We start from the raw sequence: 19,609 nt of genomic DNA, 5'->3' as shown, positions 1-19,609 counted from the left end.
CATGGACCCGGAAGAGCTCTTCGATATCGAGATGCGTCTGCTCCTGAACGGTGTCCGTCAGGTGTACGGCCACGACTTCACCGACTACTCCGAGGCATCCATCAGGCGCAGGATCACCCATTGGCTGGCCACATCCGGCTATGGAACCCTCTCCGAAGCCCAGGCCTCCATCCTGCGGGACCGGGAGGCCTTTGACTCCCTCCTCCGCAGCATCACGGTCAACGTATCCGAGATGTTCAGGGATCCCGCCTTCTTTCAGACACTGCGGGAACAGGTGGTGCCGCATCTGAAGACCTACCCCTTTGTCAAGATATGGCATGCGGGGTGCGCTTCCGGAGAAGAGGCATATTCCCTGGCCATTCTCCTCGAAGAGGAGGGGTTGAAGGGGCGTTTCAGGATGTATGCGACCGACATCAACAACGAGGTGCTTCAGAATGCCCAGGAGGGGATATTCCCCCTGAAGGAGATGCAGAAGTACACCAGGAACTACCAGTTGGCCGGAGGCAGGGGGACGTTTTCCGACTACTACTTGGCACGCTATGAGCATGCCATAATGACAAAGTCCTTACGGGACCAGATTGTGTTCGCCTCCCACAATCTGGCGGTCGACTCCGATTTCGGGGAGATGCACCTGATCCTCTGCAGGAATGTGCTCATCTACTTCAAGCCGACCCTTAAGGAGCGGGTGCTGCGGCTTTTTGACACCTGTCTGATCCCTGGCGGCTTTCTCTGTCTGGGCCTCAAGGAGGCCCTCGACGGGAGGAGGATTGCGCCGCGCTATGCCGAAACGGTGCCGAAAATGAGAATCTACCGGAAAAGCTATGACCGGGAACAGTCAGAGTAAGTTCCGCGCTGTAGTTGTCGGCGTATCGTCCGGCGGCGTGGAGGCGCTGAAGCAGGTGATCGGCTCCCTGCCGGGAGATTTTCCCCTCCCAGTTATGGTCGTCGCCCACATTTCGCCTGAAGCGGACAACGGCCTCGCGCTCCTTCTGGACGATTTGTGCGCCATCAGGGTCAAGGAGGCCGACGAACTTGAGAAGGCGGCAGCTGGCACCGTGTTCCTCGCCCCTCCGAACTATCATCTTCAGGTCGAGAAGGACGCCACCCTCTCCCTGTCGGTGGATCCACCGGTCAGGTTTGCCCGGCCGTCGGTGGACGTGCTGTTCGAGGCCGCGGCAGACGCCTTTGGCCCCGCACTCATTGGGGTGGTGATGACCGGGGCCGGATGCGACGGGAGCGAGGGGCTCAGGCGGATCAAGGAAGCCGGCGGGATTGCGGTGGTGCAGGACCCCGCCGGCGCCGTTGCCGACGCGATGCCGCGGAGCGCCATCGAAGCGGTTGTTCCGGACTACATCGTGCCGCTTGAGCGGATCGCGCCGCTTCTGGTCAGGCTGGCAACAGAGCCGTAACTATCAGGAATGAATTCAGGCATGGATGCCGGCTGACGCGCTTCGTCAGCATAATCCAAGGGGCGAGCCTGTCTCGCATGCAAATGGGGGGGAGATGGACGGACAGTTCATTTCGATGAAACCGCGGATCCTGCTCGTGGATGACCGGCCGGGAAACCTTGCGGCCCTTGAAGGGCTCCTGGACGAGCTGAACCTGGTATTCGTCAGGGCACTGTCGGGCAACGAAGCGCTCAGACTGACGCTGAAGCAGGACTTCGCGCTGGTTCTCATGGATGTGCAGATGCCCGAGATGGACGGGTTCGAGACTGCCGAACTGATGCGCTCCAATCCGAAGACTAGGCACCTGCCGATAATCTTCGTGACGGCAGGGATGAAGGAGCTGAAGTACCAGTTCAAGGGGTATGACGCCGGCGCGGTCGATTACATGGCCAAGCCCATTGAACCGGTCATCCTCCGGAGCAAGGTGCGAGTCTTCCGGGACCTCTACCTGCAGCGCATGGAGCTGGAATTTCATCGCAAGAATCTGCAGGAGCTTGTGGATCAGAGAACCATCCAGCTCCGCTTGGCTGCCCAGGAGCTTGAACAGCGTGTCATCGAACGGACCGAGGAGCTCCAGCAGCTGAACCGCCAGCTGGAGTCATTCGCCTATTCGGTCTCCCACGACCTCCGGGCGCCCCTCAGGCATATCGACGCCTTCAGCCATATCCTCATGGACGATTATTCCCAGGCTCTTGATGGAGAGGCCCGGGGCCTGCTTCACCGCATCGTGGCGGGGTGCGACAACATGGGAAAACTCATCGATGCCATTCTTGCCCTTTCGCGGACCGTGCGTCAGCCCATCAACAAGATGCCGGTGAGTATGGAACGGCTGGCACGGGAAACGTTTGCGCAGTGCAGAGAGCAGTATGAAGGAAAAGAGGTGGAGTTTGCGGTTTCCGAACTCCCCGAATCCCAGGCCGACCCGATTCTGGTGCGGCAGGTCTATGCGAACCTGATCGGCAATGCCCTGAAATACAGCAGCAGGCGGGAGATGCCGAAAATAGAGGTGGGGGCTTTTCCGGACAAGGGTGAGACCGTCTACTTTGTCAGGGACAACGGCGTAGGCTTCGACATGCGGTATGCCGACAAGCTGTTCGCGGTCTTCCAGCGCCTGCACAACGGAAACGAGTATGAAGGGACAGGGGTCGGCCTTGCCATCGCCCAGAACATCATCCAGCGCCACGGCGGGAAGATCTGGGCGGAAGCCGAACCGGACAGGGGAGCGACGTTCTTTTTTACCCTTTGACAGTCACAGCTTTCATGCAGAAAACCAAAGGCCCGCCGGGAAATCCCGACGGGCCTTTGTGGGTAACAGGAGGCTGGGCGTTACTCGTTCCACCCTTCAGGATGGACGTCGCCGATTTGCTCCCAGTGTTCCGGCGAGCGCCAGAGGCCGGAGATGATCAGCTGGCGCATGTGGAGGAACTCCTTGGGGAGGCGGTCATAGAGCTTGAGGAAGAACTCCTCGTGGGAAACGAGCTCGTTCTGCCAGACCTCGCGGTCCACGGAGGTCAGCTCGATGAACTTCTCGCGCGGCATGTCGAGCCCTTCCCATTCCATGTCCTCGTAACGCGGCATCCACCCCAGGGGGGATTCGACGGCCGCGGCCTTTCCCTGGACCCTCTCGACGATCCACTTGAGGACCCGCATGTTGTCGCCGTAGCCGGGCCAGATGAACTTGCCGTTGGCGTCCTTGCGGAACCAGTTGACGCTGAAGATGCGGGGCGGTTTGGCGATGGAACGGCCGAACTGGAGCCAGTGGCTGAAGTAGTCGGCCATGTGGTAGCCGCAGAAGGGGAGCATGGCGAAGGGGTCGCGGCGGACGTTGCCGGTGGCTCCCACCGCGGCGGCGGTGGTTTCGGACCCGAGGGTGGAGGCGAGGTAGACGCCGAAGCTCCAGTTGAAGGCCTGGTAGACCAGCGGCACCGTATCCTTGCGACGGCCACCGAAGATGAAGGCGCTCATGGGGACGCCCTTGGGGTTTTCCCAGTCAGGGTCTATGGAGGGGCACTGGGAGGCCGGAGAAGTGAAGCGGGCGTTGGGGTGGGCGGCGGGGCGACCGCAGTCCGGGGTCCACTCGTTCCCCTGCCAGTCGATGAGCTTTGCGGGGGGCTCGTCGGTCATCCCTTCCCACCAGATATCGCCGTCAGGCGTGAGGGCCACGTTGGTGAAGATGGTGTTGGCGGCGCAGGAGGCCATGGCGTTGGGGTTGGTCTTGACGTTGGTGCCGGGGGCGACGCCGAAGTAGCCGTACTCGGGGTTGATGGCATAGACCTGACCGTCGGGGCCGGGCTTGATCCAGGCGATGTCGTCACCCAGCGTCGTGACTTTCCACCCCTTGTCCTGCAGCGGCTTGGGGGGGATCAGCATGGCGAAGTTGGTCTTGCCGCAGGCGCTCGGGAAGGCGGCGCCCACGTAGGTCTTTTCGCCGGCGGGGGACTGGACGCCGAGGATCAGCATGTGCTCGGCCAGCCACCCCTCATCCTTCCCCTGCTTGGAGGCGATGCGCAGAGCCAGGCACTTCTTTCCGAGAAGGGCGTTGCCGCCGTAGCCGGAACCGAAAGACCAGATGGCGCGCTCTTCGGGGAAGTGGACGATGTACTTCTCCTTGTTGCAGGGCCAGGGCACATCCTTCTGTCCCGGCTCCAGGGGGGCGCCCACCGAGTGGAGGCAGGGGACGAACTCGCCGTCGCCAAGGACATCCAGAACGGCCTTGCCCATCCGGGTCATGATCCGCATGTTGACGGCCACGTAAGGGGAGTCCGATATCTCAACGCCGATCTTGGCGATGGGGGAACCGAGGGGGCCCATGCTGAAGGGGATGACGTACATGGTGCGTCCCTTCATGCATCCCTTGAAGAAGCCGTGGAGTTTCTCCTTCATCTCCTTGGGGGCCATCCAGTTGTTGGTGGGCCCTGCATCCTGCTTGGAGATGCTGCAGATGAAGGTGCGGTCCTCGACCCGCGCCACGTCGATGGGATCGGAGCAGGCCAGATAGCTGTTGGGGCGCTTTTCCTGGTTCAGCTTCTTGAAGGTGCCATTCTCCACCAGCAGATTGCACAGCTCGTCGTACTCCTCCTGGGAGCCGTCACACCAGTGAATCCGGGACGGTTCACACAGGGCTCTGACCTCGTCCACCCACTTCAAAAGCTGTTCGTTTGCTGGTAACTCGTAGCTCATGCCGACTGCCTCCTTATGCCATTGTTAATGAGTTAGCCCCCTCGTGATTCTGCGAAGGGATTCGGCCATGATAAGCTTTAACGGTGTTTCATTCAATGTGAAAAATTCACTTTCAGCAAATTTTTTTAGTGAGGGTCAAGGTTTGCGTGCTGCACGACGGGCATTGAGCCTCTCTCTGGCAAGCACCGCCACGACGGCAAAGTTGACGAGAAAGGTGCCCAGCTTGACAGGGGTGACGGAGATGAAGAGTTCGTAAATCTCCGCGGGGAGGTAGATGCCGCCGGAGATTATTCCCAGCCACTCGGCCCATGGGCGGCCACGCCAGAGGCCCCAGGCTTCGGCGAAGCGAACCGATGCGTAGCCGAAAGCGCCGAGGGCCAGAAGTTGCAGGCGCCCGCCATCGGCCTTGCCGGCAGCCTCAAGGAAGATGCGGGGTATGCGGCTTGCGGGGTTCAGGTGGAGGTGCCGCACGATTTCCTCGGCCAAGGCCTGCACATCCCGGTGAATGAGGGCGAGGAGCCCGAACCCGACCGCGATGACAAGGGCCCCTTTGGTTGCCTCGAACAGGGCGACGGTGTGAAGCGCGGCTTTTGGGTGCCGTGCGGAGGTGGGCATGGCGTCGTTAGCGCCGGAACACCAGCGCGGCCCCTGCCATGAGGAGGAGCGTCCCGGCGATCCGTTTGCCGTCCAGGGGAGCGCCTCTGAAGCCGAACAGGCTGAAGTGATCCATGAGAAGGCCGGTGGTGAGCTGGGCAGCGATGATGGCGGCCATGGCCGCAGCGGTGCCGATACGCGGCACGACTACGATGGTGAGGGTGACAAAGGCGGCCCCCAGGAGCCCGCCGGTAAGTTCCCACCAAGACGTTGCCGTGATGGCCCGCAGGCTCCCGCGTCCCCAGAAGGAAACCGCCACGGCGAGGACCAGGGCTCCAACGGTAAAGGAGACGAACGAGCTTTCGATGATCCCGATTTTCTGGGCGAGACGGGCATTGATGGATGGCTGAAGCGCCAACACGGCGCCGCCGCCCATCATGAGAAGAAACAGGGAGAGATTGGACATGGGGTCTCCTTGGAGCATGCACTGATCAGGGGTACCTGCGGCAGATTGTACGTCTCCCTTGCCCGGAGCGCAATCCCCGCGTACAAAAAAGGGGAAGCGGAATGCTTCCCCTCATGCTGCAACTCTCCTCAGCGTTCTCACTCCGGTTACTCGACACTGATCTGCCGGACCGTGCTGCTCTCGGTCCTCGGGATTCGTACCTCGAGAACACCATCCTTGAAGCTGGCCTTGATGTGCTCGGTGTCGAGGCCATCGGGAAGGTTCAGGGTTCGGCTGAAGGACCCATGGGACCGTTCAAGCCTCAGATAGTTGCTCCGTTCGATCTTGTCCTCGGTGCTCTTTTCGCCGGAGAGGATCAGGTTGTTATCGACAATCCGGAGACTGAGGTTTTCTTTGTTGATGCCGGGGAGTTCGGCTTTAACCACCAGATGTCCACCTTCCTCGAACATGTCTACCGCAGGCATCATGTCACCCCGTTCTCCCAACTCGTGGAACATCTGTCTGAACGGCATCCAGTGCATGCCGAAGAAGGGACGGTTCAGAGACTCTTCAAACCACCGTTCCATCTCCCTGATTGGGGATAGTACGTTAATCTCACCGCTGCTCCCTTCCGTTTCGCTCTTCGTTATTCCTTTTGTTCCATGACTTGTCCCGGATCCCGTTGTCCGTCTGGGTTCCACCGATTCGCCGGTGTCTTTTCGGGACATTGTCCTGAGTTCCGTATGCCGCCTCATGTATCAACACCCCTTTCTTTATTGAAGTATTCCTGATTCCAGTATACTTAACTGAAAACGGATGTCAATATCCAGTGGCGGCGTCGTTGACAGGTGCCAGTGGTACGTGTAGATAAACCTAGGGAGGCTCCATGAGCAGAGACCACACAGCACGCCCCGAGAAATGGCTCCTCGACACAGCCCGGGGGGTGAGGGGGGAGCTTGTCCGCGCCGTGGGGTGGGCCTTTGCCGCCGGACTCATGATTGTCCTCCAGGCGCGGCTTCTGGCGCTGGCCTGTCATCGGGTGGTGATCGAGAACGCCACCCTGGACGCCGTGCTTCCCCAGGCTGGCGCTGTCGCTGCCCTGGCTGCTGTCCGGGGGCTCCTGGTCTTCTTCTCCGAGCGGCGGGCGGCTGCCGCCGCGGCCCGGGTCAAGGAGGGGGTGCGGAGCCACCTCTACCGCAAGCTCCAGGCCCTGGGGCCGGCGGGGCGCGCCGGCGAGGAGACCGGCCCCCTCGTGGAGGCGGTGACCGCCGGGGTGGAGGGGTTGGAGCCCTATGTGGCCCGCTTCCTTCCCCACCTGGCCCTGGCGGCGGTGCTGCCGCCAACGGCCCTCTTCTTCGTCTTCCCGGTAGAGTGGCGGGCGGGTCTCGTCCTCCTCTTTTCCGCCCCCTTTATCCCGCTTCTCATGGTCCTCATCGGCAGCGGCTCCGAGAGCCTCAACCGCCGCCAGTGGGGGCGCCTCTCCCGCATGGCGGGGCACCTTCTGGATCTCGTCCAGGGGCTTCCCGATCTGAAGATCTTCGGCGCGGTCCGGCGCGAGGCCGAGGCCGTGGCCCGGGTCTGCGAGGAGTATCGCCAGGGGACCATGGCGGTGCTCCGGGTGGCGTTCCTTTCGGCCTTTACCCTGGAGTTCTTCGCCACCGTCGGCACGGCGGTGGTGGCGGTCATTGTCGGCTTTAGGCTCCTGGGCGGGGGGCTGGCCCTCGCCGACGGCCTTTTCGTGCTGCTGCTGGCCCCCGAGTTCTACCTGCCGCTGAGAACCCTCGGGCTCTCCTACCACGCCCGGATGCAGGGGACGGCCGCCGCCGAGCGGATCGTGCCGCTATTATCACTTCCCGAGCCCGAGGGGTATGGCGGCACCCAGCCGGTTCCAGCGGGGCCGCCGGCCATCCGGTTCGAAGGGGTCACTTTCCGCTACGGCGGTGAGCGGGGGGGCGTGGGCGGCATCGCCCTGGAGTTGCCGGCCGGGAGCCTCACGGCCCTGGCCGGGGAGAGCGGCACCGGTAAGAGCACCCTGGTGCGCCTCCTGGTGGGACTGGCCCGTCCCGAGGCGGGGCGGATCACGGTGAATGGCGCCGATCTCGCCGACCTGGATCCGGTCGCCTGGCGGGAGCGTCTCGCCTGGGTTCCCCAGAGCCCTTTTTTCTTCAAGGGGACGATCCGGGAGAACCTCAGCCTCGGTCGTCCCGCCGCCCATGGGGTGGAGATCCGCGCCGCCCTTGAGGCTGCGGCAGCCGACGCCTTTGTGGACCGCCTGCCGCAGGGGCTCGACACGGAATTGGGGGACCAGGGTGCTGGGCTCTCCGGCGGGGAACTCCGACGCCTGGCCCTGGCCCGGGCATTCCTGCGCGACGCCTCGTTGGTGGTGCTGGATGAGCCCACCGCCGGCCTTGACCCGGAAAACGAGCGGCTGGTAGGGGAGGCCCTGGAGCGGCTGGCAGCGGGGCGGACGATGCTCGTCATCAGCCACCGGGAGGAGACCATCCGCCGGGCGGCGCGGGTCGCCGTCATGGCCGGGGGGCGTCTTGAGCGGGTGGTGGCGCCGGCGGAGTTCCTGGCCGCCGTGGCAGGGGGGGCGGGGGCATGAGGGAACTCATCAGCATGCTTGTCGTCTCCCGGCGCCAGTGGCCCTGGATGGCCGCCGGTATTCTGCTCGGCGTTGTCGTCATAGCGGCCAACACGGCCCTCATGGCCCTTTCCGGCTGGTTCATCGCCTCCATGGCCGTGGCCGGGGTGACCGCCGTTCCCTTCAACTACTTCTTCCCGGCGGCCGCCATCCGGGCCCTTGCCATCCTCAGGACCGTGGGGCGCTACGCCGAGCGGCTCGTGACCCACGAGGCCGCCTTCCGTATCCTGGCCGACCTGCGGGTCTGGCTCTTCCGGCGGCTGGAGCCCCTGGCGCCGGCCGGGCTAGAGCGCTATGCCGGCGGCGATGTGGCCGGACGGCTCAGGGCCGACGTGGACGCATTGGAGAGTCTCTACCTCCGGATCGTGGCGCCGCTTGTTACCGGCGCGGCCGCCATTGTTCTGGCGGTCCTCGTTGCCGCCCGGTGGAGCATGCCGGCGGCCCTCGCGCTCTTCGCCTTCCTCCTGGTCGCCGGGGTGGTGCTTCCCCATTGGGCCCGGCACCTGGCGCAGGGGCCGGGGCGGCGCTCGGCGGAGCTTTCCGGGGAACTCCGCACGGCAGTGACCGAAGGGATCCAGGGGGCTGAGGAGCTGATTCTCCTGGGCGCGGCAGAACACCAGGCGGCCCGGGTCGATCACCTCTCGTCGCGTCTCGTGGCGGAGCAGGAGCGTCTCGCTGCTATCGGCGGCTTCACCTTGGCCGGCGGGGTTGCCTGCGGCGGCCTCGGCGTGGCAGCGGTCCTTGCGGCCGGAAGCGTCTCGGTGGCTGCGGGGGTAGTCTCCGGCCCTTCCCTCGTGATGCTCGTTCTCTTCGCGGCAGCGGCCTTCGAGGCGGCTGGCGGCATGCCGGCGGCCCTCCAGCTGGTTCCTTCAACCCGGGAGGCGGTGCGGCGGATTCGGGAACTGGCCGACGCGCCGGTGCCGGTTCCCGATCCCCCCGCGCCGGAGCAGCTACCTGCCGGAACCGGCATCGCCTTCCGCAACGTCTCCAGCGCCTACGATCCTGCCCTGCCGGTCCTCCATGGGTTCAGCCTCGAAGTTCCGGCCGGGGAGAAGGTGGCCCTTGCGGGCCCCAGCGGCGTGGGCAAGAGCACCGTGGCCGAGATACTGCTCCGTTTTAGGGGCTATGCCGGCAGCGTCACCATCGGCGGTGTGGAAATCAGCCGCCTGGCGGCCGACGAGCTGCGGGGCCTGATCGCCGCGGTTCCCCAGCGCCCCCATCTCTTCACTGCCACCATCCGGGAGAACATCATGGTGGGGAATCCAGCAGCGGGAGATGTGGCGTTGCGCCGCGCCCTGGAGGATGCCTGTCTGGCGGCGTGGGTCGACGATCTCCCCTTGGGGCTCGACACCCCGGTGGGTGAGGGGGGGAGCGCCGTCTCGGGGGGAGAGGCCCGACGGATCGCCCTTGCCCGGGCCTTGCTGAAGGATGCGCCGATCCTCGTTCTTGACGAACCCACCGAGGGGCTCGATGCCGCAACCGAGCGGGGGGTGGTGGCGCGCCTGGCCGCGCGGACCGAGGGGAAGACCGTGCTGGTCATTACCCACCGCCCTGCCTGCTTTGCCCTGGCTGACCGGGTGGTGCGGATGGGAAAAATTGAATAGAAGACAGAAGGGAAACACAATGGTGCGTTTTGCTGCATTGCTCGTGGCGAGCCTGCTGATCCTGCAACTGAAGCCTGCTGTTGCCGAAACCCTCACCGTGACGGTCACGGGGTTTCGGGGCGTCAGGGGAACCCTTTACGTGACGGTCTGGGGCGACGAGGCCCATTTTCTCACCGATCTTCGCCATGCCGCGGCACGGAGGGTGCTGCCGGTTTCCGGAGCGGAGATGACGGTGGCAATGGATGGTCTTTCCCGCGGGGTCTATGCGGTGACGGCGTTTCAGGATGAAAACGGCAACGGTGAGCTGGACAGAAACTTCATCGGTGTGCCGAAGGAACCGGCAGGCGTGTCGAACGATGCGAGGGGGGTGATGGGGCCGCCGAAATTCAGGGATGCGGCGATAGTGCTGGATAGGGCTTCGCGGAGCGTGCCTCTCAGGCTCAGGTAGGCTCGGGGACTGTTCTTAACCGCCCCGAGCCCGAAAGAGCATTCCGCTATTTCTTTCCTCTCCCCGGTCTGCCGGTGGGGCCGCTTTTCCCGCCGCCGTGGCTGCGGGGGGCGCTTCCTCCGCGGCTGTCGCCGGGTCCGCTCTTCCCTCGGCTCCCTTCGGAGGTTCCGGTGCCTGGTCCGCTTGCTCTGCGGCTGCCGCCGGGAGCGCTCCCGCCACGGCTGCCGCCGGCCGGGCCCCTGCCCGGTCCTCCCTTGCCGCGCCTGACCCCGCCGGGCCCGGGTTTCTGCTTCTGTGGCCGCGCAATGCTCACGGTGATGGCGCGATTTCTCAAGAGCGCCCCGTCCAGGGTCTCAACGGCCTCTTTGGCCTCTTCGGCCGTCGCCATCCGCACGTAGCCGCACCCCTTGAACTCGCCGGTCTCGGGATCGGTAATCAGGTGGACCGACGTGACGGTGCCGGCCACCGTAAACATCCTTCGGAGATCGTTCTCGGTCGCCTCGTAGGACATGTGGCCCACATACAATTCCTTGTTTACACTCATGATGTCGCCTTTCTTTAAAACCTTTGCCCGATGGTACCAGATTGCGTCCGGAAAGGGAAACGGGGTTTTCCGAAACTGGCGTCGGAAAAAGCGTTTGCCGCCGCATACCCGAAAATGGTATAAACTAAATCCAGCATGTGAACCACAGGGTCACCCCTGTGGTTTTTTATTTTACCAGCGGACAAAAGGAGTCACACAAAGCATGATCAGCGCAGCGAACGTTACCCTCTCCTACGGCAAGAGGGTTCTCTTCAAGGACGTCAACATCAAGTTCACCCCCGGCAACTGCTACGGCCTCATCGGCGCCAATGGCGCCGGGAAATCAACCTTCCTCAAAATCCTTGCCGGCGAGGTGGAGGCGGACAAGGGGGAGATATCCATCGGCACCGGCGAGCGGATCGCGGTGCTCCGCCAGGACCAGTTCGCCTTTGACGAGGAGGTGGTCTTCAATACCGTCATCATGGGGCACGAGCGGCTCTACAAGGTGATGGCCGAGCGGGAGGAGATCTACTCCAAGGGGGATTTCACCGAGGAGGACGGGATCCGCTCGGCGGAACTGGAGGGGGAGTTCGCCGAGATGAACGGCTACGAGGCCGAGAGCGAAGCGGCGGTGCTCCTGAACGGCCTCGGCATCCCCGAGGAACTGCGCCACAAAAAGATGAAGGAGCTGGAGCCGGGGGAGAAGGTGCGGGTTCTCCTGGCCCAGGCCCTCTTCGGCAACCCCGACGTGCTCCTCCTGGACGAGCCCACCAACAACCTGGACCTGAAGTCCATCACCTGGCTGGAGGATTTTCTCTCCCGCTTCCAGAACACGGTCATCGTGGTCTCCCACGACCGCCACTTCCTGAACCAGGTCTGCACCCACGTGGCCGACATCGACTTCGGCATGATCAAGGTCTACGTGGGGAACTACGATTTCTGGTACCAGGCGAGCCAACTGACCCTGCGCCAGAAGCAGGAGGAGAACCGCAAGTCCACCGAAAAGGCCAACGAGCTGAAGGAGTTCATCCAGCGCTTCAGCTCCAACGCCTCCAAGGCCAAGCAGGCCACCTCCCGGAAGAAGCTCCTGGAGAAGCTGACCCTGGAGGAGATGCCGGTTTCCTCCCGCAAGTACCCCTACGTGGTCTTCAAGCCCGAGCGGGCCTGCGGCGACATCATCCTGGAGATCCAGGGGCTCTCGAAGACCGTGGACGGGGTGCAGGTCCTGAACAACCTGGACCTCATCGTCCGCAAGGGGGACAAAATCGCCTTCGTGGGGGCCAACAGCCAGGCCAAGACCACTCTTTTCCAGATTCTGACCGGGGAACTGGAGCCGGACGCGGGCACCTTCCGCTGGGGGGTGACCATCACCTACTCCTATTTCCCCAAGGAGAACAGCGCCTTTTTCGAGGGGGACCTGAACCTCATCGAGTGGCTTGGCCAGTACTCACCCCCCGCTGAGGGGGAGAGCTTTGCCCGGGGCTTCCTGGGGCGGATGCTCTTCTCCGGGGACGAGGCCACCAAGAAGACCTCCGTCCTTTCCGGGGGCGAGCGGGTCCGCTGCATGCTGGCCCGGATGATGCTCACCGGCGCCAACGTCCTCGTCCTGGACGAGCCCACCAACCACCTGGACCTGGAATCGATCACCGCCCTCAACAACGGGCTCATCGCCTACCCTGAGGTGGTCCTCTTCGCCTCCCACGACCATGAGTTCGTCTCCACCGCAGCGAACCGGATCGTGGAGCTAACCCCTGGTGGGGTCATCGACCGGGTCATGAACTTTGACGACTTCCTGGAGGATGCCGGCGTGGCCCGGGAACGGGACGAGCTCTACCATGGCCATGTGGAGGCGAGCTTGTAATTTGCAGCGTCTTTGAATTTACGGCAACGAAAAAGGCAGCCCATGAGGCTGCCTTTTTCGTTGCGAAAGGATTCAGCTCGATCAGCGGTTCACTGTTTTTTCGTGCGTCGTGCCACCACAACCCCGACAAGTCCAAGGGCCATCAGAGCAAACGTTGCAGGCTCCGGAACGACTTCATTGGGATTCCCTCCCGCTTCCTGGGCAAAGCGCTGCTCAAAGCCTGCCAGGTCAGCCGTTTCCGCGGTTGAGGTGGCCCACACCACGATGTTCTTGGTTACCCATACTCCGGACTGCTGGGCGAAGGTGGCTGAGTCGGATAGGGATTCGATGAGGCTTGAGTCCAACCAGCTGAATTCCACACTTTTTGTCCCCAGATTGCTTCCTCCCGCCGTGGTTCCAATGTCTTCGTGAATGTAGAAACCATTATCCCCGGTCATTGTCACAGAACCATCAGTCAACTCGAGAGAGTTCCCCACAATTCTCATGGTGGGATCAAGAACCGTGGCACGGAAGCCGAACATCAGGTCGACGTAGGCATATATCCCATCGCCGGTCACGGAGAGTTCACTGTTGGATACGGTGAACTGCAGGCCGGGGCCCGGGTTCGTGCCTCCGTCGGTCAGGGGGGTGACGTCGATGTTGGCAGCGTTGAAGTTGCGTGTGGGATCCGATGTGTCGTAGTAACGCAGTTGCCAGTTGTCGAACAGCTTGTCGCCCGCGGTGATGGAGCCCCCGTTGAAGAGGTCGGAGAGGGGGGTGGCCTGGGCGCCGACACCGGTGAGGAGCACCAGCAGCAGTACAGATACGGCACGGATAAGATGTTTCATGGTATCACTCCTTTGGTACGCGTGGCGCCGCCCCCGGGGAGGCCGGGAGCGGCTCGGCCGCTATTGGACAGTGCAGTTCAGCCTTGTGCATTGCGGAATGCAGCGCTTTACGTCGTTCGGGGTAATCAGGCCGTCGCCATCGGAATCCCGCGGGTCATCGGGACCGGTTGCCCGCTGGCCCCGCGCCCTGCTGATCAGGGACAGGTCGGCCTGGTCGATGTCGCCATCTTTGTCCACGTCACATTTGAGTTGGACGGTGCTGGCTACGGTCACGTCCTGCACTATCGGAGACTGGTTCTGGGGGTTGGCGTTGAGGGTAACCTTTACCTCGATGTAGCGACCGGTCATGGTGAACGGTGTGCCGTTCGTGACCGGCTGGAAGACCTGGGAGGCCAGTCCTGCCGTAGTGTCTGACGTGCGAGCTTCAGCGGTCACGCCGGCTCCTGTGGGAACCGTGGCGTTCCATGAAACTGTCCCCCACTTGGTGCCTGCCGCGCCGCCATCCTTGACGACGTCCCAGTTGCCGGTCTTGGTGGTGATGCTCAGGGCCGCGGTGCCCGATGCGTCGCTGTAAGTGTAGGGCTCGAAACCGATGGGGATAACTCCCAGGAAGCTGCCGTCGGTACCTTTGTACTTGGCCATGTTATTGGTCTGGCGATGGACCTGCCAGATGTCGTTGTTGGCATCGGCGATGACCCCGCGGCTGTCGGAGCCTCCCACCTGGCTCCCCTTGTCCCAGATGACGGTGCCGTTGGGGTTGAACTTCACGACGCCGCCACCGGTCTTGCTCGCAAGGATGTTGCCGTCGTTGTCGGCGCCCACGGCGTAGGTGCAGTAGTTGACGGTGGCAGGCTTGGTCCAGTTGTTGGTTCCATCGTCAATATGCTCCACGTAGCTGTTGCAGGAGCCCCCCATGATAACGTGGGTTACGTTGGCGGCGTCGCGCCGCAGAGCAAGTCCGTATACCGCATTCGGCATGGGAATGTTCCGTACCGTGTACGGCCCTGTGTCGCTGCCCGTGTTGGCGATCCTGGTCAACACGCCGTAACTCCAGTTAGCCCCCCACAGGGTGCCGTTTTGGTCGATCAGGCAGCCATAGTTGGGATATTGCGTTGCCACCGGTCCGGCGATGGTGTGTCCGTCAACCGAACTGATCTTGTAATACTCGTAATTGTTGTAGAGCCCTACCCAGAGGTTGCCGTCGGTGCCGATACAGAGGGCGCGGCCGATGCCGTTGGGGCGGGTTATGGGGGTGCTTCCGCTGCCGGTGTAGGTTCCGTCAGGCACCCGCTTGACCCATGCAATCCGCTCATCCTGGATTTCTGCGGAATCGATCATGCCGTTGGCGGGATTGTTGTCCACCAGGGGCATCATTTCGCTGAGCTGGATGGTGCCGCTGTTGTTGGCGTCGGTCGAGGTGTCGACCACACCGTTGCCGTTGCGGTCGATGAAGGTGTTGTTGAGGATCTTGAAGAGGGTCGGGTAGCCGCCGAACCAGCGGTCCAGTACGTAGGCGTTCCCCTGGGCGTCTACCGCCGTGCGGGATGGCGCCGGTCCGTTCCAGGCGTCATGGGCATGGTTGCCGGAGTTGAACCAGGTGCGGTAGCGGGCGATCTCGCGCCCCGGCGAGCCGCCGATCTGGGTTGAGTCCACCTTGGAGAGGGTGTCCTCGCCGGCGTTTGCGATCCAGAGAACCGGGAAACTGGTGCCGGTGATGTTCAGCTGCAGCTGGTTGTTGTTGGGAGCGGTGTGGTTGACGCCGGTCATGGCCCCAAGATCAAAGTCGGCGTCCAGGGTGTAGGTCTGGCTTGCAGCCAGAGCGTTTCCTCCCATCAGGGCAAGGGCGAGGACGATGGGAGGGAGGATGAGTGGTCTGAACGGGTGAGATTTCATAATCGCTCGTTTCATGGTTGGCTCCTTGATGTCAGTGTGCGGGCGACTGGTCGGCGGTAATGGTGTCCTTCGCAGTTTCAGGCCGGGGACTCGGAGCCGCCAGGGTTTGCGGCCGGATCATCACGTCGTGCCCTTTGTTGTTTGTCAGTCGCCGCTGTTCTCCTCCGCCGGCGGGAACGGAAAATATCTGGGCCGTTCCGTTGCGCAGGCTGACGAAATAAATGGTGCGGCTGTCCGCGGACCATGCCGGATAGTTGTCCTCGTCGGGATTGTGCGTGAGGTTGGTGGTTCCGGTGCCGTCAGCGTTCATGACGTAGATGTCGCCCCGGGCCATTTCAGTGCGGGTCCCTTCGCGGCTCGAAACGAAGGCGATGCGCTTGCCGTCGGGGGCCCAGGCAGGGAATGCGTTGGAGTAGACATTGTCGGTGACCGTGCCCGGATTGCCGCCGTCGGGGTCAATGGCACGGATGTTCAAGGCTAGATCCTTGGCCTCGGTGTAGACGAGGCGCTTGCTGTCGGGAGACCAGGAGGGGGTCATTTTCTTGTTCTTTGAGAGGGATCCGGTGAGGTTTTTCGCCACTCCACCTGCTGCCGGCATGACATGGATTTCCGAGCTTCCCGTCTCGCCATGAACCACGAAGGCTATCCACCCGCCATCGGGCGAAAGGACCGGCGTTCCCTTGTCTACCGGGGTAGTAGTCAGCTGCTTCAGTCCGGTTCCATCGGCAGCCATGACATAGAAATTGGTCCACCGGTCACGGTTGGAACGGAAGATGACGCGTCCATCCGGGGTCCAGGTTGGAGCATTGTCGGAGAATTTGTCAGATGTCAGGCGCTTCTGGTTGGTGCCGTCTGCGTCCATGACATAAATCTCGGCGTTGCCGTCGCGGTAGGAGGTAAAAGCGATGCGTGAGCCGTCGGGGGACCAGGCCGGTTCCGTGTTCTCTTCAGGAGGGCGGGTGAGGGGGCGCTGCCCTGAACCATCGGCATTCATGATGTAAATCTGCGCGTTGCCGTCGCGGTTGGAGACAAACAGGACCTTTTCGACAGTGGTGGCCGCATCTGCTCCGTAGGAGAGAGAGACTGTTGCCAACAGAGTTACAATGGATGTTTTCAGGATCGGGCTCACGGTGCCTCCACGTTACTTACTGTAGCCAAAGGAGCCCTTGCCGATTTCGTTGCCACCCTGGTCGATAACCGTTACAAGGTAGCCGCCGGGCATGCCGGGAAGGAATTCGACTCTGATGGCGCCACTGTTGTCGGCGGTCTCCACCTGCCGGGTCGCGGTTCCGTTCGGGTCAACGATCTGGACGGTGACCTGACTGCCGGTTGCCAGGTTGCCGCCGGTAATGGTGACCTTGCCCGAAATATCGGGGGTTGAGGGAACTGACACCCAGGCCGTTGCAGCCATGGCTGCCTGGCCGGTTGCCAAGCCGATGGTCAACAGAAAAACAGGTAACCATTTTATCCATGTGTTCATGCTGATCTCCTTTCTGCGGCGGGTGATTGATAAAATGCGTGGCCTTTTATGTGCAACATTTAAGGAGTTTGCATTTCTTGTTCCTTTGGTGTAATTGCCCGTAATCACTTTGCAGTTGGGATGTGTGGTGAAAATTGTGTAAAGAAAATCGACGTGTTCTGTAGGAAATCGGACGGTCAGGAGATGTTGCCTGGGGAAAAGCGGCTTAACTCCCGCTGAACATAGATCTGCAACGACGAATCCCCCTTGGCAGAGGGGGATTCGTCGTTGCGGAGGAGAATCCCGGGCTATTCCGGGAAAGGGGGTTTGTTTACTGAAGTCCGGTGAAGATCGTCAGGATGCGTCACTTCGCCAACTGAATCTCCTTTCCGATCTCAGATCGGCTTGAATTCCCCGTTGAATGTGTCCTGGTTCTCCCGCCGCTTCGCCGCGCTGCTCCCGGTGTCGATGGATCCCTTCGTTAGTTCGTAGGCGTCGTTGAGCATCTGGACAAAGCGCGCCTCGACTTCTTTCCGCTGCTCCTCGTTCAGCTTCTTGTCGACACCGTACTTGGCCAGGATCTGCCGGAAGGTGGCCAGGTCCTCCTGGAGCATCGTGTCGCGGGGGGTGGCGGTGAAATAGTCGTTGAGCTTCTTTGTCCTTGCCGGATCGTCGAGGAGCCGCTGCACGAAGGCGGTGTACTCCGCGAGGAAGCCGGGGGCGTTGCGGACGAACATGACGTTGTTGCTGTCCATCATGAAGCTGCGGACGTCGGCGTTGGCCGAGCCGATGGTGACGTCGTCCCCGAACACGGAGACCTTGGTGTGGAGCGAGAGGGGCTCATCGGGCCGGGGCTGGTACTCGTAGTAGTCGAATTTAGCCCGTTTGGCCGGGTCCCCCTGCTGCTGGTAGAACTCGGTGAACGCCTTGAGGGCGTGGCGGGCGGCGAGGTTCACCACGTTGAGGTCGGTGGTCTGGATGGAGTTGGTGAGGACCGTCACGGTGACGTTGGAGCAGTCGTAATCGCCGTTCACCATCCGGCTCAGCTCATGGGTGAGGTTGGCGGCGGGGAAGAAGTAGGCGTTATGGAGGATGAGCCGCTTCGGGGCATCGGGGGTGGCAGCCGCGCAGACGGCCGGAATTTCCTTGAGCCAGACGTCGTGGATGTACTTTCCGCTCTTCGCCTCGTCGCCGACGGGGGCGCCGTAGGTCCGTACCCGCTTCTCCGGCGGGAGCGCCCTGTTGAACGGAATGTTTTCCAGATAGGCGAGGACACTGCCGCTATCCACGGCAAAGGTTTGCGACGGCTGCTTCGGAATCGTGGGGAGGTAGGTCTCGTTGTAGGCCCGGGCGTTCTCCTCCATGGTCGTGCGGCAGTCGGCCATCCGCTTGTCCAGGGAAGGAGCGGCTCCCTCCAGTTCCTTCTTGATGCAGGCATCGCGCTCCGCTTTCCCCGTCTCCCCGTCACAGGCCTTCTCGGCATATTTCATGGCGATGACGAAGTCGTTGGGGGCATGCTGGCGCACCTCGGCCAGCGTGGCCACCATGGTGTCGAAATTCCAGAGGCTGTCGAACGCCGTGGCGACCGCGTCGCCTCCCTGTGAAAGGAGGGCATGGATGTCGGTGTCCATGAAGACGTACTTGCTGGTCAGGGGGTTGGGCCGCATGTGGTAGGAGTTCTCCACGTTCCTCCCCCCCATCTGGAGCTCCCTGCGGTCCACGAGGAGGAGCTTGTGGTGGAGGTAGTCGGTCAGGTGGTCCCAGTCCCGCAGTTCGTCGTCCGAGAGTTTCCTGTCAACCGGCAGGAGCGAGGTGACGGTCTCCTTGATGGGGTTGAGCTGGCCGCCGTACATGGCGAAGGCGAAGAAGAGCTCCGCATTTGATGCGAGCCGCTGGAACGGCGCGCCGGTACGCGACTCCCAGTAGGCTTTGCCGAGGCGCTTCAACTGCTCCTCCTGCTCGGGAGTGGTTGTGGATGCGCCATCCTTCAGGCTCTGGGCGTCGATATGCTGTCCGCTCTGAACGGCGAGCGCCATCACGTCGCCCCGCTTCGAGTAGAGGCCCGAGAGGAAAAGCCCCGAATTGCCGATGTCGAGGTTGGAGATGTTCCGCTCCGCCGCCGGCCTGCCGTTGATCGTCTCGTCGGCGAAGAGCTTGTCAATGGCGGCGAATTTCTCGGCGCTGCACGCCTCGGGCCTGGCCGCCGCGGTCTCGGGAGAGCATCCCATGGTCAGATAGACGGCGTCCTTGACGATGTTGCGGGTCGGCCGGTTGTAGAGCCGCACCTGGAGGTTCCCGTTCCCCTCCTTCTCCATGAGGGAGAAGAGGTCGAGGTGCTTGTAGTTGGTATGGTAATCGACGAGGAGCCGCACCGTCACCCCGCGCCGGGCCGCGTCGATAAGGGCTGAGGTCAGCACCGACGAGCTGTGGTCATCGGCATAGATGTAGTACATCATGTCGATGGAGCGCTGCGCGTTCCGGACCATGCGGAGTTTGGAGAGAAACGCCGCGTCGTTGTCGGTGATGACCTGGGCCTCGGTTATGGAGAGGGGGCCGGCAGATGCCGCCTGCGTGACGGTGTCGAGGGGAAGGCCCGCCTGCTTCTGGGTGGCGCAGCCGGTCATGGCGAGGGCGATGAGCAGGGGGGCGAGGAAACGGGTTTTCATTGGGGGCCTCCGTTAGT

General features: G+C 62.5%; 17 protein-coding genes. 7 read left to right on the top strand and 10 right to left on the bottom strand.

Going from position 1 to position 19,609, the window contains the following annotated elements; translation table 11 throughout:
• Position 1: 1 nt before the first annotated feature.
• The 3 genes from KI811_RS01955 to KI811_RS01945 all read left to right on the top strand — a co-directional run bounded on the left by KI811_RS01955 (position 2) and on the right by KI811_RS01945 (position 2,694).
• The gene (locus tag KI811_RS01955; protein WP_214184804.1) at positions 2-844 is read left to right on the top strand and encodes a CheR family methyltransferase; all 843 of its coding nucleotides are present in this window, start codon (positions 2-4) and stop codon (positions 842-844) included.
• Entirely contained in the window at positions 822-1,409 is a 588-nt protein-coding gene (locus KI811_RS01950) for a chemotaxis protein CheB (protein WP_214184803.1), read from the top strand. The genes KI811_RS01955 and KI811_RS01950 overlap by 23 nt, the downstream gene beginning before the upstream one ends.
• A 94-nt stretch (positions 1,410-1,503) precedes the next feature.
• A complete protein-coding gene (locus KI811_RS01945) occupies positions 1,504-2,694 on the top strand; it encodes a sensor histidine kinase (RefSeq protein ID WP_214184802.1) in 1,191 nt (396 codons plus the stop codon).
• A gap of 80 nt (positions 2,695-2,774) precedes the next feature.
• On the opposite strand, the gene KI811_RS01940 is transcribed toward KI811_RS01945, so the two are convergent.
• The 4 genes from KI811_RS01940 to KI811_RS01925 form a co-directional block, all read right to left on the bottom strand.
• The gene (locus KI811_RS01940; RefSeq protein ID WP_214184801.1) at positions 2,775-4,628 is read right to left on the bottom strand and encodes a phosphoenolpyruvate carboxykinase (GTP); all 1,854 of its coding nucleotides are present in this window, start codon (positions 4,626-4,628) and stop codon (positions 2,775-2,777) included.
• Between the two features lie 135 nt (positions 4,629-4,763).
• Positions 4,764-5,243: a DUF2127 domain-containing protein gene (locus tag KI811_RS01935; RefSeq protein WP_214184800.1), complete on the bottom strand. Its 480-nt coding sequence runs from the start codon at positions 5,241-5,243 to the stop codon at positions 4,764-4,766.
• 7 nt (positions 5,244-5,250) lie between these two features.
• Positions 5,251-5,688 carry a DMT family transporter gene (locus KI811_RS01930; RefSeq protein ID WP_214184799.1) on the bottom strand — a complete coding sequence of 146 codons (438 nt, stop codon included), beginning with the start codon at positions 5,686-5,688 and terminating at the stop codon, positions 5,251-5,253.
• Positions 5,689-5,834: 146 nt separating this feature from the next.
• Positions 5,835-6,254 carry an Hsp20/alpha crystallin family protein gene (locus KI811_RS01925; protein ID WP_246551222.1) on the bottom strand — a complete coding sequence of 140 codons (420 nt, stop codon included), beginning with the start codon at positions 6,252-6,254 and terminating at the stop codon, positions 5,835-5,837.
• Positions 6,255-6,553: 299 nt separating this feature from the next.
• Between KI811_RS01925 and cydD the strand changes: the two genes are divergently transcribed.
• From cydD to KI811_RS01910, 3 genes are read left to right on the top strand one after another with little or no spacing between them, the layout of a single operon-like run.
• Positions 6,554-8,272, top strand: a complete 1,719-nt coding sequence (cydD, locus tag KI811_RS01920; protein ID WP_214184797.1) for a thiol reductant ABC exporter subunit CydD — start codon at positions 6,554-6,556, stop codon at positions 8,270-8,272.
• Complete coding sequence (cydC, locus tag KI811_RS01915; protein WP_214184796.1) at positions 8,269-9,915, top strand: thiol reductant ABC exporter subunit CydC; 1,647 nt, start codon at positions 8,269-8,271, stop codon at positions 9,913-9,915. Before cydD ends, cydC begins: the two co-directional genes overlap by 4 nt.
• Positions 9,916-9,934: 19 nt before the next feature.
• Positions 9,935-10,363 carry a DUF2141 domain-containing protein gene (locus KI811_RS01910; protein ID WP_214184795.1) on the top strand — a complete coding sequence of 143 codons (429 nt, stop codon included), beginning with the start codon at positions 9,935-9,937 and terminating at the stop codon, positions 10,361-10,363.
• Positions 10,364-10,409: 46 nt separating this feature from the next.
• Here the strand turns inward: KI811_RS01910 and KI811_RS01905 are convergent, their stop codons facing one another.
• Positions 10,410-10,907 (bottom strand): RNA recognition motif domain-containing protein, encoded by a 498-nt coding sequence (locus KI811_RS01905; protein WP_214184794.1) that lies wholly within the window; start codon positions 10,905-10,907, stop codon positions 10,410-10,412.
• A 202-nt stretch (positions 10,908-11,109) separates the two neighbouring features.
• Between KI811_RS01905 and KI811_RS01900 the strand changes: the two genes are divergently transcribed.
• Positions 11,110-12,747, top strand: a complete 1,638-nt coding sequence (locus KI811_RS01900; protein WP_214184793.1) for an ABC-F family ATP-binding cassette domain-containing protein — start codon at positions 11,110-11,112, stop codon at positions 12,745-12,747.
• A gap of 89 nt (positions 12,748-12,836) precedes the next feature.
• Here KI811_RS01900 and KI811_RS01895 read toward each other — a convergent pair whose 3' ends face one another.
• The 5 genes from KI811_RS01895 to KI811_RS01875 form a co-directional block, all read right to left on the bottom strand.
• Positions 12,837-13,574, bottom strand: a complete 738-nt coding sequence (locus KI811_RS01895) for a PEP-CTERM sorting domain-containing protein (protein WP_214184792.1) — start codon at positions 13,572-13,574, stop codon at positions 12,837-12,839.
• 60 nt (positions 13,575-13,634) lie between these two features.
• A complete protein-coding gene (locus KI811_RS01890) occupies positions 13,635-15,482 on the bottom strand; it encodes a hypothetical protein (protein WP_214184791.1) in 1,848 nt (615 codons plus the stop codon).
• A gap of 16 nt (positions 15,483-15,498) precedes the next feature.
• Positions 15,499-16,596, bottom strand: coding sequence for a PD40 domain-containing protein (locus tag KI811_RS01885; RefSeq protein WP_214184790.1), 1,098 nt, complete (start codon positions 16,594-16,596; stop codon positions 15,499-15,501).
• 12 nt (positions 16,597-16,608) lie between these two features.
• Positions 16,609-16,947 (bottom strand): hypothetical protein, encoded by a 339-nt coding sequence (locus tag KI811_RS01880; RefSeq protein ID WP_214184789.1) that lies wholly within the window; start codon positions 16,945-16,947, stop codon positions 16,609-16,611.
• 374 nt (positions 16,948-17,321) lie between these two features.
• Positions 17,322-19,592 carry a phospholipase D-like domain-containing protein gene (locus KI811_RS01875; protein WP_214184788.1) on the bottom strand — a complete coding sequence of 757 codons (2,271 nt, stop codon included), beginning with the start codon at positions 19,590-19,592 and terminating at the stop codon, positions 17,322-17,324.
• Positions 19,593-19,609 lie beyond the last annotated feature (17 nt).

It is taken from the genome of Geobacter hydrogenophilus (genome assembly GCF_018501225.1).
Taxonomy (GTDB): Bacteria; Desulfobacterota; Desulfuromonadia; order Geobacterales; family Geobacteraceae; genus Geobacter; species Geobacter hydrogenophilus.
The sequence above is the reverse complement of the archived record's forward strand: the minus strand, read 5'-3'. Positions and strand labels throughout refer to the sequence as shown.